The sequence below is a fragment of the Salmonella sp. 32120201201600049SM genome (assembly GCF_017572835.1).
Lineage (GTDB): Bacteria > Pseudomonadota > Gammaproteobacteria > Enterobacterales > Enterobacteriaceae > Salmonella > Salmonella enterica.
In genome coordinates, this window is the sequence record NZ_JAGESA010000004.1 from 188,533 (window position 1) to 201,144 (window position 12,612).

At 48.1% G+C, this 12,612-nt stretch carries 13 protein-coding genes and 2 pseudogenes; 13 read left to right on the forward strand and 2 right to left on the reverse strand.

Translation table 11 applies throughout. The features are described from left to right. Positions 1-4: 4 nt before the first annotated feature. From J4650_RS11555 to J4650_RS11570, 4 genes are all read left to right on the forward strand, one after another. The gene (locus J4650_RS11555) at positions 5-523 is read left to right on the forward strand and encodes a fimbrial protein BcfF (protein ID WP_001243232.1); all 519 of its coding nucleotides are present in this window, start codon (positions 5-7) and stop codon (positions 521-523) included. After that, positions 489-1,220, forward strand: coding sequence for a fimbrial chaperone BcfG (gene bcfG / locus J4650_RS11560; RefSeq protein WP_023994349.1), 732 nt, complete (start codon positions 489-491; stop codon positions 1,218-1,220). The genes J4650_RS11555 and bcfG overlap by 35 nt, the downstream gene beginning before the upstream one ends. A gap of 64 nt (positions 1,221-1,284) precedes the next feature. Continuing rightward, entirely contained in the window at positions 1,285-2,130 is an 846-nt protein-coding gene (locus J4650_RS11565; RefSeq protein WP_000291393.1) for a DsbA family protein, read from the forward strand. Positions 2,131-2,168: 38 nt separating this feature from the next. Further along, complete coding sequence (locus tag J4650_RS11570; protein WP_000839833.1) at positions 2,169-2,456, forward strand: hypothetical protein; 288 nt, start codon at positions 2,169-2,171, stop codon at positions 2,454-2,456. 99 nt (positions 2,457-2,555) lie between these two features. Here the strand turns inward: J4650_RS11570 and J4650_RS11575 are convergent, their stop codons facing one another. Then, the gene (locus tag J4650_RS11575) at positions 2,556-3,005 is read right to left on the reverse strand and encodes a transcriptional regulator (RefSeq protein ID WP_001248821.1); all 450 of its coding nucleotides are present in this window, start codon (positions 3,003-3,005) and stop codon (positions 2,556-2,558) included. Between the two features lie 799 nt (positions 3,006-3,804). Here J4650_RS11575 and J4650_RS11580 point away from each other — a divergent pair. Further along, on the forward strand, positions 3,805-3,966 hold the full coding sequence (locus J4650_RS11580) for a hypothetical protein (RefSeq protein ID WP_001658456.1): 162 nt from the start codon (positions 3,805-3,807) through the stop codon (positions 3,964-3,966). A 117-nt stretch (positions 3,967-4,083) separates the two neighbouring features. Here J4650_RS11580 and J4650_RS11585 read toward each other — a convergent pair. Beyond that, positions 4,084-4,482: pseudogene (locus J4650_RS11585) on the reverse strand (5'-nucleotidase C-terminal domain-containing protein); the annotation flags it as partial. A 440-nt stretch (positions 4,483-4,922) separates the two neighbouring features. Here J4650_RS11585 and J4650_RS11590 point away from each other — a divergent pair. The 8 genes and pseudogenes from J4650_RS11590 (at position 4,923) to nhaR (ending at position 12,587) form a co-directional block, all read left to right on the forward strand. Then, the gene (locus J4650_RS11590) at positions 4,923-5,687 is read left to right on the forward strand and encodes an outer membrane protein OmpK (RefSeq protein ID WP_000052612.1); all 765 of its coding nucleotides are present in this window, start codon (positions 4,923-4,925) and stop codon (positions 5,685-5,687) included. A 20-nt stretch (positions 5,688-5,707) separates the two neighbouring features. Then, the gene (locus J4650_RS11595) at positions 5,708-7,201 is read left to right on the forward strand and encodes a sulfatase-like hydrolase/transferase (RefSeq protein ID WP_000754366.1); all 1,494 of its coding nucleotides are present in this window, start codon (positions 5,708-5,710) and stop codon (positions 7,199-7,201) included. A 103-nt stretch (positions 7,202-7,304) separates the two neighbouring features. Further along, entirely contained in the window at positions 7,305-8,501 is a 1,197-nt protein-coding gene (locus tag J4650_RS11600; RefSeq protein WP_001189145.1) for an anaerobic sulfatase maturase, read from the forward strand. Between the two features lie 17 nt (positions 8,502-8,518). Next, positions 8,519-9,772: a hypothetical protein gene (locus J4650_RS11605; protein WP_000457885.1), complete on the forward strand. Its 1,254-nt coding sequence runs from the start codon at positions 8,519-8,521 to the stop codon at positions 9,770-9,772. Positions 9,773-9,890: 118 nt separating this feature from the next. Continuing rightward, positions 9,891-10,148 (forward strand): hypothetical protein, encoded by a 258-nt coding sequence (locus J4650_RS11610; protein ID WP_023993820.1) that lies wholly within the window; start codon positions 9,891-9,893, stop codon positions 10,146-10,148. Then, positions 10,070-10,297: pseudogene (locus J4650_RS11615) on the forward strand (arylsulfatase); the annotation flags it as partial. The gene J4650_RS11610 and the pseudogene J4650_RS11615, both read left to right, overlap by 79 nt. A 162-nt stretch (positions 10,298-10,459) precedes the next feature. Continuing rightward, on the forward strand, positions 10,460-11,626 hold the full coding sequence (nhaA, locus tag J4650_RS11620) for a Na+/H+ antiporter NhaA (RefSeq protein ID WP_023993819.1): 1,167 nt from the start codon (positions 10,460-10,462) through the stop codon (positions 11,624-11,626). A 61-nt stretch (positions 11,627-11,687) separates the two neighbouring features. Then, entirely contained in the window at positions 11,688-12,587 is a 900-nt protein-coding gene (nhaR, locus tag J4650_RS11625; protein WP_000062872.1) for a transcriptional activator NhaR, read from the forward strand. Positions 12,588-12,612 lie beyond the last annotated feature (25 nt).

Consider the following 12,612-nt stretch of genomic DNA (forward strand, 5'->3'; position numbering starts at 1 on the left):
AATTATGCGTAACGATATCCTGTACGGCATCGGGATGCTGCTGGCGGCATCCGGCGTCCAGGCGCACGATGGCCGGGTCTATGTTTCCGGAACCATCACGGACAATACGTGTTCGCTCTCTCCTGGCTCGGAAAATATTAACGTGGCGATGGGCGCGGTTTCTCAACGGCAGTTTTATCGCGCAGGCGACGGTTCCGCATGGCAACCTTTTGCTATCGATTTACAGAACTGCGGCAGCACTGCCAGCGGCGTAACGGTCAGTTTTAGCGGTGCGGCGGACAGTCGTAATACGGATTTATTGGCGCTTACCGCAGGGGAAAGCGACGCTTCAGGCATTGGGATTGCGCTTTATGATCAAAATAAAACCTTAATCCCACTGGGGCAGGAGAGTGATGTGGTGACGCTTAGTCCGGGTCAGGCGTCGGCGCATCTGCAATTTTACGCGCGTTATCTTGCTGATGGCGGCGCGGTAACGCCCGGGGACGCCAATGCCTCCGCCACCTTCATTCTTGCCTATGAATAAGTTCTTTTTACGCTGCGCGATATATTGGTGCTTGCTTCCCATATCATGGGCGCAGGCTGGCGTGGTAATTGGCGGTACTCGCTTTATCTATCATGCGGGCGCCCCGGCATTAAGCGTACCGGTAAGTAACCATTCAGAAGCGTCCTGGTTAATTGATACGCATATTTTACCTGGTGGCCGCTGGCCTGGAACCAAAAACGAAGGGAATATCACGCCCTTCGTGGTCACGCCGCCATTATTTATGCTTTCAGCGCGCCAGGAAAACTCAATGCGGGTGGTTTATACCGGCGGACCGCTACCCGCCGACAGGGAAAGTCTGTTTACCTTGAGTATCGCCGCTATTCCCTCCGGTAAACCGGAAGCGAACCGTGTACAAATGGCGTTTCGTTCGGCTTTAAAATTGCTCTATCGCCCTGAGGGACTCGCCGGCAATCCGCAGCAGGCCTACCGGCATCTGATCTGGTCGCTTACCCCCGATGGCGCGACGGTACGCAATCCGACACCCTATTACGTTACGCTCTTTTTATTACGCGCTAACGAGCGCGCCCAGGACAACGCCGGGGTCGTGGCTCCCTTTGCAACGCGTCAAACGGACTGGTGCTGGCACACGGTTCGCTGCACTGTGCGCTGGCAAAGTATTAATGACTATGGGCGGGTAATGCCAGCGCAAACCGTGGATCTGACGCGTATTCATTAACCTATTTTTCAGGCGTCTCCCGATAGCGGGAGGCTTTCCGATCTTATCGAACGAGACTTTTATTATGTATTATCACGCGTTAAAACTTTCCCGACTGGCGATGTTGACGTTGGCAGGCGTTGCCGTATCCGCCTCGGCAATCGCCGCCGATTCTGCCCCGACGTCGCAAATTGGCCCGACGGCGGAAGCCTACATCGTCAGTCATCCGGATAAAGTGGGAGAGGTGGTGGCAACGTATTTGGCCGAACATCCGGAATTTTTGGTCGCCGCCAGCGAGACATTGCATCAGCGTCAGCAGATTGCGCAACAACAGGCGTATGTTCAACTGGCATTACAGTATCGTGCTGAGTTGCTCAGTAGCAGCAGTCCTTCCGTTGGACCAAACGAGGCAAAAGCGGCGGTGGTGATGTTCTTTGATTACCAGTGCTCGTGGTGTAGCAAAATGGCGCCTGTGGTCGAAAACCTGATTAAGGCGAACCCGGATACCCGGTTTATTTTCAAAGAGTTTCCTATTTTTTCCTCCCGCTGGCCGGTATCCGGACTGGCGGCAAGAGTCGGCGAACAGGTATGGCTCACCCAGGGCGGGGCAAAATATCTCGACTGGCATAATGCGCTTTATGCCACAGGGAAGGTGGAAGGCGCGTTAACGGAACACGATGTCTATACCCTGGCGCAACATTATCTAACGCCGACGCAGTTGGCCGCCGTAAAAGAAGCGCAAAGCAGCGGTGCAGTACATGATGCGCTCCTCACTAACCAGGCACTGGCGCAGCATATGGATTTTAGCGGCACGCCTGCTTTTGTCGTCATGCCTCAGACGCAAAACGGTGATGTAAAACGGGTGACCGTGATCCCGGGAAGCACGACTCAGGATATGTTGCAAATGGCGATTCAGAAAGCGAAGGGGTGATATTCGCTCAGAGGAGAACGCACAGGAGTGAAAGTAAAATGAAGTCTATGCGTTGCGTCATACCGGTGATTTTACTTTCCTTTATCGTTCATGAAGGGACAGCGAAACCGACCGCTCAGATTCATTTTATGGGATCGGTTGTTGAGGCAGGCTGCTGGAATGACGTGGGAACCTTAGAAATTCAATGCCATAATAAAGAGGGAGTTGAACGTTATATTATTGTCGAGAATATTATCACGCCGATATCGTCTCCTCATGCAACGGTAAAACGAGATTATTTGGATGAAGATAAGCAATTAACAGTGCTACGCATTGTCTATGACTGAACCGCGTAGCAGACCGCAGGTGGTGTCCCGTCAGTGTCGTGTGAGGATATTATGAAAAATGTTCTCACCTTCCCGGGACACGGTCTACAGACTTTATCTTCAGATAAACGGCGCTAAAAAGAAAAGCACGATCAATAAAAAAAGAGTGGGAATACCAATGGATATAATTTTATTACATCGGTGAGTATGATATTGAATAGCTTGTGGCGGTATGTCAGCAGCGTCAATGATAAATCTTTCATCGATTTTTATCCCCTGCCTGGGGAGCGTAACGAACAGTTCGAAAAGCCCGATTTGTTGTAAATCTCGTCGCAGCAGATAAAGAAGTTGCGTCAAATTAGCATCGCTAACAAATTGACTTCGCTCTCCCCAAACTGCGTACGCGACACCTTCACGGATAATCAATTCCTGATGTGCGTTTTCTATTAAATAGCTCAGGCACCAGGCCCGCATAAATGTCATTTTGAACGCTGCATTGCTGCGCAAGGACGTGATTTCCCTTAATGATTCATTGTAAATAAACTCATTATTTATTTTATGCTGTCTCATGATTACTCCATTTGTGCTTTCAGGCCATGACATCCCACTTGTTCCGTATAGTCAGCATCGTTGCAACGTGTCCGCTATGCTATGAGCAAGGATAGGTTGGGGCGACAGGCCTGAAAAATCAACTGTCATTAAATTGGCTAAATTGTTTAAGTGAAATAAATGTTATTGTGTTATTGTTTTTGTGTTCTTTCTATAAGCATGTTGATTCTGTTTTATCAATATTTAATGAGGTATGCATATAACGCGTCGTTTAAGGATTATCAAACCATGTTTTTGAGCGGCAAATAATATGTATGTCATTATTTTTTATTCAGTTGATGAGAATTGTCTGTTGTGATTCATTAATTTGAAAATGCGGTTAGCTACAAAAAATGACATAAAAATAATATTTTTCCACCGTTTATGATTAATTTTATTAAGTGTTGCTATGATTTTAGGTTAAGCATTTTTTATGTGCTTGAATGGTAATTTATGTTACCTGGTATAACGTTTATTTCGGTCTGTTGGTCGGTCTTATGGATGCTATAGGATATAGATAAAAAGAACTAAATAAATATTCGATGATGGCTTGCTTTCTCAGGATGAAATTTTATGAGCTGATGGCGATATAAAATATTTTTATGATTTTTTTTGTTATGGAGTTATACATGATAACTATGCTGCACATCTTCGGAATATTACGTTGGACGGGCAGAGAAATTGCCTCTGCATTGCAGAAGTCTCATAACGTATAGTCTGGAGAACATTATGTACGTAAACCAAACAGTCCTCACTCGCCATGCCTGCACCAAGAGCGCCGATGAATCAGAAAATTGATACCGATAACGCGATGGTGCAAAACCATAACGCCATATACCAACAGCTCCTCGACCAAATTCGTGAGGACAATACATATACACATGCCGTTATTACCCTTAATCCTTATGGCACCGCGCCGTTAAGCCTTTATCCTGGTGTCTGAGTTGAAAGCAGCGAACCGGGTATCGTGGAGTTTCTGGTTTTTGACAACGGTAATTACCGTTCCCGCGAAGATAATATCAATCTGCCGCCACCGGATAACGACCGCATGAGAGTTGTTTTATTTACTGATGTCGTCAACACGCATGGTGTGATCCAGAACGATGTTATTGATATGTTCCATATAATCAGCAATTGCCTGCGAGGTTTACAGCCCTTTAATGTCTTTGACATTTTTACCTTTCGTGAAGCCTGATCCGCCACGGCCTTTATCGATAAAGGAGTCCAGCGCGACGGTACTGAATGTATTGTCTGCGACCTGTTTACCTTTGATATCAAATTCGACAATACGCTGTCCCAGCGGTTTTGTGCTGTAGTGTTTGAATTTGGCCGTTTTCGACACATGCAGCATGCCGTTCTTCGGATCGGCTGCATGAGACATCATCGCCTTCAGATCTTTACCGCTAATTTCCACGTTCATTACGTCGTTAGTAAAAGGATACATACTCAGAACATCGCCGAGCAGGTAATCATCGTCATATCAATAATGGTGTGATGGAGGGCACCGTTGTAGTGATGGCTGAGCTGGCAGGTTTTCAGGTATTGCTTACAGCGATAGAGTTGCACTCCTGAGGGGGAAATGACCGTTTCGGATCACCCCCTGAGTTACGGAACAGCGGGGCAAATCACATCAATCTTTGCTATCAGTTATCCAAAAGGTAAAGCTTAGTACAACACTAAATCTGCTGTATGACCTAAAAAGATGAAGTGTTGATTTAATAATAAACATTGAGTTATTTTTTATAAAAAAACATTTCTCGACACATTATTTTTAAATACTTTTATCCTGCGTGATGTGAGATTTATATCACTATTCTATAACTAGATTTGGTTAAACTTCGACACCGGAGTAAAACATATTCATTGATGAATAAAATATAACTATGGGAAATATATTCAATGTCTCTGATAAAGCGAACAGTATTATTTAGTCTCTTACTTACAATATCTACTGTTTTTAGCCATTCTGTACATGCACTGGAATATAAGAATTCATTTGGATCAATTAATGCCGGTTATGCTGACTGGAATAGTGGATTCGTCAATGTACATCGTGGGGAGGTGTGGAAAGTAACTGCTGACTTTGGTGTCAACTTCAAAGAGGCAGAATTCTATTCATTTATTGAAAGCAACGTGTTAAATCACGCTGTTGCTGGAAGAAATCATACTGTTTCTGCCATGACTCATGTACGACTCTTTGATTCAGATTATACTTTCTTCGGCAAGATATATGGTCAATGGGATAACTCATGGGGCGATGACCTCGATATGTTTTATGGTGCGGGGTATTTAGGTTGGAGCGGGAGTTGGGGGTTCTTCAAACCCTATATTGGTCTGCATAATCAATCTGGTGATTATGTCTCGCAGAAATATGGGCAGACAAGCGGCTGGAATGGCTATGTTATTGGCTGGACTGCAGCCTATAATTTTAATTTATTTGGTGAAGATTTTGTTTTATCTGACTGGAATGAAATCGAACTAGATAGAAATGACGCTTATACGGAGCAGCAATTCGGTCGAAATGGATTAAATGGTGGATTAACACTGGCATGGAAATTTTATCCCCGCTGGAAAGCTACTGTGACATATCGTTATTTCGCGAACAAACTAGGTTATGACGGATATGGAGACCAGATGATTTATATGGTCGGATATTCATTTTAAATAAAATCAAAGGAGTTGAAATGAAAAAAACAGTCATTGCCAGCATGATTGGACTGGCGCTTTGTGCGACAAGTACGTTATCTGTCGTGCACGCGGCTGCCGAAAAACGCCCGAACTTAGTTTTTATTGTGGCAGATGATCTTGGCTATGGTGATTTGGCGACTTACGGTCACCAGATAGTGAAAACCCCGAATATTGACCGCCTGGCGAAAGAAGGGGTCAAATTCACTGAATACTATGCGCCGGCTCCTTTGTGTTCTCCTTCCCGCGCCGGGATGTTAACAGGCCGTATGCCCTTCCGCACCGGTGTACGCTCCTGGATCCCTGAAGGTACTAATGTTTCTATTGGACGTAACGAATTGACCATAGCCAATCTGCTGAAACAGCAGGGTTACGATACCGCGATGATGGGTAAACTGCATCTCAACGCCGGGGGCGATCGTACCGATCAGCCGCAGCCGAAAGAGTTAGGTTTTGATTACTCTCTGGTGAACCCGGCTGGCTTTGTGACCGATGCTACGCTGGATAATGCCAAAGAGCGCCCGCGTTACGGCGTCGTCCACCCAACCGGCTGGATGCGTAACGGCAAACATATTGATCGTGCCGATAGCATCAGCGGCGAATTTGTCAGTTCTGAAGTGGTGAACTGGCTAGATAACAAGAAAGACGACAAACCGTTCTTCTTATACGTTGCCTTTACGGAAGTTCACAGCCCACTGGCCTCGCCGAAAAAATACCTCGATATGTATTCACAATACATGAGCGAATACCAGAAGCAGCATCCCGATCTGTTCTACGGCGACTGGGCGGATAAACCGTGGCGCGGTACCGGTGAATATTACGCCAATATCAGCTATATGGATGCGCAAGTCGGTAAAGTACTGGATAAAATTAAAGCGATGGGGGAAGAAGATAATACCATTGTCATCTTCACCAGTGATAACGGCCCGGTGACGCGTGAAGCGCGTAAAGTCTACGAGCTGAACCTCGCAGGCGAGACTGACGGTCTGCGCGGACGTAAAGATAACCTGTGGGAAGGCGGTATTCGCGTTCCGGCAATTATCAAATACGGTAAACACATTCCACAGGGCGTCGTTACCGATACGCCTGTGTATGGTCTGGACTGGATGCCGACGCTGGCGAACATGATGGATTTCAAACTGCCTACTGATCGTACATACGACGGGCAATCGCTGGTTCCGCTGTTGGAGCAGAAAACGTTAAAACGTAATAAGCCGCTGATCTTCGGTATTGATATGCCGTTCCAGGATGATCCGACCGATGAATGGGCGATCCGCGACGGTGACTGGAAAATGATCATCGATCGTGAAAATAAACCTAAATACCTCTATAACCTGAAAAAAGATCGGTTCGAAACGCTGAACCAAATTGGCAAACAGCCTGAAATTGAAAAACAGCTGTATGGCAAGTTCCTGAAAATGAAACAGGACATCGATAACGACTCGTTAATGAAAGCCCGTGGCGACAAACCAACGCCGGTGACCTGGGGCTAAAAGGATAATTATAAAAAATTAAGTATGCCACTTAGGGCTCTGCCCGCCTGATTCAGCGCCCTCGTGCTGAGTCAGGTTCTTTTATTTTAGGGATACGGAAAATATGCAACGGAAAAGCTGTCAGGTAATGATCAAACCGACCGGGTCGGTGTGTAATCTTGATTGTAAATATTGCTTCTATCTGGAAAAGGAAATGCTCTATCCCGATAGAAAAAACCATTACAAGATGACGGAAGAAACGCTGGCGTTGTTTGTGCAACAGCATATTGCGGCGCAGGACGTGGATGAAGTGATTTTTGCGTGGCAGGGTGGGGAACCGACGCTGATGGGGCTGCCATTTTACCGCCAGGCTGTAGCGCTCCAGCAACGTTATGCTAATGGAAAAGCCATCGTTAATACTTTTCAGACCAATGGCATTCTGATTGATGATGAATGGGCGAGATTCTTCAGGGCGCATGACTTTCTGGTTGGTATTTCGATTGATGGCGATGCGGCGCTGCACGACGAATGGCGAGTAACTCGCGCAGGGCAACCTACCCATCATAAAGTTGAACAGGCGATAAAATGCCTGGCGAGTCATGGCGTTGAATTTAATACTCTCACGGTGGTGAGTCAGAGCAATATGCTGCACCCGCAGCGGGTTTATGCGTATCTGAAATCTATCGGCAGCCGCTATATGCAGTTTATTCCGCTAGTGGAAAGAGCGGCAAATAAAGACGGAATGCTGGCGCATCCGCAGGACGAGCAAACCGCAGTAACCCCCTGGTCAGTGGACGGATTACAGTTTGGAAAGTTCCTGAATGCCATTTTTGATATCTGGATCCGCGAAGATATTGGTGATATCGGCATTCAACTCTTTGAACAAACGCTGGCGGCATGGTGTGGACTCCCCCCTCAGGTTTGCGTTTTTGCGCCCGTTTGCGGTAGCGCTTTTGCAATGGAAATGAATGGCGATGTGTATAACTGCGATCATTTCGTTTACCCGCAATATAAGCTCGGCAATATTAACGACACGCCGCTGCGTCAGATGAATAATAGCGCGCAAAACCAGCAGTTTGGTCTCGATAAAAGCCGCACGATGGCGCAGGAATGCCATACCTGCCCGTGGCAATTCGCCTGTTATGGCGGTTGCCCTAAACACCGCTTTTTGCCTTCGGCTTGCGGACCGATGAAGCAAAACTATCTTTGTGCCGGCTATCAGTGCTTTTTCTCTCATACCGCGCCAATGATGAAAGCGATGAAAACCCTTTACGTAAATAACCTGTCACCGGCGGAGATCCGGTCTGTTTTTTTTAAGTAATGCTCAAGGAGGAACGCATGTTTGCCAATATTAATGTGGACTGCTGTAAAACGCCGGGATGTAAAAATCTGGGCGTGTTGAACAGTCCGGATTATGTCCGCCAGGGAAAAGATGTTCTTTGTCGGGAATGTGGTTTCCTGTTTCCTGTTATTTCCGCTGGGGCGTTAAATCTTTTTCGCCACACGGTAAACCGGGGATGGAAAGGCCTGGTCAAACAGTGTCCTGCCTGCGGCAGCACCTCATTAAAGAAATACGGCTTCTCGACTCAGGGCGAACACCGCATGGCGTGTAGTCAGTGTCGGAAAACGTTCATCGTCCCCGAAAAGGCAAAAAGCGATTGCCGACAGGACGAGCTGGCAACCCTAATTGAGGAAGGGACGTCGCTTGCCGGGATCCGCTCACAGCTGAAATTAGACAGCACAGGTCTTAACCGGGCGCTGTTTAAACTATCCCGTAATGCAAACCTTGCAGAGCGATGCCAGCAGTTTCCGGCCTTCGATATCGCACTCAGCACCCGCGCTTTCAGGGTGAACTATAACGGTGGAGACAGCAGCCTGTATGTTCTGGTGACGGCAGAAGAACAAAGCGGAAGGGTGGTGGCGATTTCGTCAAATTATTCAGCACAGCCGCTGGATAAAGCCTGGCAGTATCAGTCGTATTATGAAGAACGGCTACCTCCGGGAACGCTGGCGCATATGGTGCAACGTAAGGAAGCGATTACAGCGCGCCGCGAAACTTTATTTGATATCGATTACGGTCCGGCCTCGTTATATAAGAATGACTCCGGAATGATCGTAAAGCCGGTGTTGCCTGCCTACCGCCATTTTGAACTGGTGCGGATGCTGACGGACGAACGCTCCTTAAACGTTCAGCATTACCTCGATCATGAATGCTTTATTCTGGGGGGATGCATGATGGCGAATATGCCGCATGTCCATCAGGGCCGTTGCCATATTTCATTTGTCAAAGAACGCGGTACGACGCCGCTGCAAAAAGATATTCCGCCACGCCTGTTTTTAAGCGGCGGTATCCGTAACAATGTCTGGCGTACTTTTTCTACCCGCGATTATGCTATGGCGGTGTGTAATCTCACCGGTAATAAAAAAATTACCCAGCAACGCTATGCTACGTTACAAGGCGCGACGGCGTTCATTAATTATCTGTATGCGCATCCTTTTTTGGCGCAGCTTAATCGTCTGTCACCGGCAAATGTGACGGCAACGCTGGATTATCTGAAGTATGAATATAATCAATCCCGTAAGGTCGGATAACGCATCGCATGCCGTGTGATAGAGCTGAGTCGATGGCTTTTGATTATCAGTACAACCCTCTCCAGCGTATCTATTTCGTTGTTCCAGCAAGGAACGACAACGATATACTGGAGAGATCATGGGGCCGTTCAAACATCAAAAGAATACGCTTCCTACCCCGTGTCTTGCCGTCAATCAGAGGCTTGATAAGCAAAATGCGATGGTGCTCAACCATACGGCGATTTATGAGCACAGCCTCAGCCAGATTACAGAAAGTAATACAGTACAAAATGCGCTGATTATTCTTAATCCGTTTATGGCCGCGCCATCTCTTGCCAGCCTGGCGAGAGCGATATTATCGATCCGCAGGCGGGCAGCGAGGCGATGGGGCTGCTAATTTTACAGGAGATTGCGCCTACGGAGAAAACCGTGCTTTTTGAAGCGACCATGACGTCAGGTTACTACAAAAACGCGGAAACGAACGGGGAAGGCTATCGCTACGATATTACCAGTTTCCGGGTGTATAAAATGGATCTGTACGCGTAGCGGTCTATCATCAATGACTGACTGCACTAAAAAAGTCCGGCGTAAGTCGGACTTCATTTCGTAAAAAACGAGCTATTCATCATATATAATCTAATTTTAACGATGAGTCAGGCGAGGTAAGATAGTAGATCCGAAGAATTCACCTGATTGAGAGAATAAAAAGTGAAACATCTGCACCGATTTTTTAGCAGCGATGCCTCTGGGGGCATCATTCTCATCATCGCCGCTGCGCTGGCTATGCTGATGGCCAATATGGGCGCGACCAGTGGATGGTATCATGATTTTCTGGAGACGCCGGTTCAGCTACGGGTTGGGGCGCTTGAGATCAACAAAAACATGCTGTTGTGGATCAACGATGCGCTGATGGCCGTGTTTTTCCTGTTGATTGGCCTGGAAGTTAAGCGCGAACTGATGCAAGGCTCGTTAGCCAGTCTGCGCCAGGCCGCTTTTCCGGTGATTGCCGCCATCGGCGGGATGATTGTACCGGCATTGCTCTATCTGGCCTTTAACTACTCCGATCCGGTCACTCGCGAGGGCTGGGCTATTCCTGCCGCGACGGATATCGCCTTTGCGCTGGGCGTGTTGGCGCTGTTGGGCAGCCGGGTTCCGCTGGCGCTGAAAATATTCCTGATGGCGCTGGCGATCATCGATGATCTCGGCGCCATCGTTATTATCGCACTGTTTTATACCAGCGATCTTTCTATCGTCTCGCTGGGCGTGGCGGCGTTCGCGATTGCCGTGCTGGCGCTGCTGAACCTGTGCGGCGTCAGACGGACTGGGGTATATATTCTGGTCGGGGCAGTGCTGTGGACGGCGGTACTGAAGTCCGGCGTTCACGCGACGCTGGCAGGCGTCATTATCGGTTTCTTTATTCCGCTGAAAGAAAAACACGGTCGCTCGCCGGCGAAGCGTCTGGAGCATGTTCTGCACCCGTGGGTCGCGTACCTGATCCTGCCGCTCTTCGCTTTTGCGAATGCTGGCGTTTCTCTTCAGGGCGTCACGATTGACGGTCTGACCTCCATGCTGCCGTTGGGAATTATTGCCGGTCTGCTGATTGGTAAGCCGCTGGGGATTAGTCTGTTTTGCTGGCTGGCGCTGCGTTTCAAGCTGGCGCATCTGCCGCAGGGGACCACTTATCAGCAAATCATGGCGGTCGGCATTTTGTGTGGCATTGGCTTTACGATGTCCATCTTTATCGCCAGCCTGGCATTTGGCAATGTCGATCCGGAACTTATTAACTGGGCGAAATTGGGCATTTTGATTGGTTCATTGCTCTCCGCAGTGGTGGGGTATAGCTGGTTGCGCGCGCGTTTGAACGCGCCGGCATAATCAGTACGAAGGAAAGGGGGAGCGATGTATCGCTCCCTTGCGACATTGAACAGGGAGAGAAATGAGCATGTCTCATATTAACTACAACCATCTTTATTATTTCTGGCATGTCTATAAAGAAGGTTCTGTCGTGGGTGCCGCAGAGGCGCTTTTTCTGACGCCGCAAACCATTACTGGTCAAATTAAAGCCCTGGAAGAGCGTTTACAGGGGAAGCTATTTAAACGTAAGGGACGCGGTCTTGAGCCCAGCGAACTGGGCGAGCTGGTTTTTCGCTATGCGGACAAAATGTTTACGCTAAGCCAGGAGATGCTGGATATCGTCAATTACCGCAAAGAATCAAACCTGTTGTTTGATGTCGGCGTCGCCGATGCTTTATCCAAGCGTCTGGTCAGCAGCGTTCTGGATGCGGCGGTGGTGGTGGACGAACCCATACATCTGCGTTGCTTCGAGTCCACGCACGAAATGTTGCTCGAACAGCTCAGCCAGCACAAGCTGGATATGATTATCTCCGACTGCCCGATAGATTCCACGCAGCAGGAGGGGCTATTCTCAGTCAAAATCGGCGAATGTAGCGTCAGTTTCTGGTGTACGAATCCACTTCCCGAAAAAGCGTTCCCTGCCTGCCTGGAAGAGCGACGTTTGCTGGTGCCGGGACGGCGCTCGATGCTGGGGCGTAAATTGTTGAACTGGTTTAATTCGCAGGGGTTGCAGGTTGAGATCCTCGGCGAATTTGATGACGCGGCCTTAATGAAGGCGTTTGGCGCGACGCACGATGCGATTTTTGTGGCGCCGAGCCTTTATTCGCTGGATTTTTATGCCGATGAGTCGGTAATAGAGATTGGGCGCGTGGAGAATGTCATGGAAGAATATCATGCGATTTTTGCCGAGAGAATGATCCAGCATCCGGCGGTGCAGCGTATTTGCAATGCGGACTACTCGGCATTGTTTAAGCTACAGTAGACGTACCTACCGTAATACTTCCGGC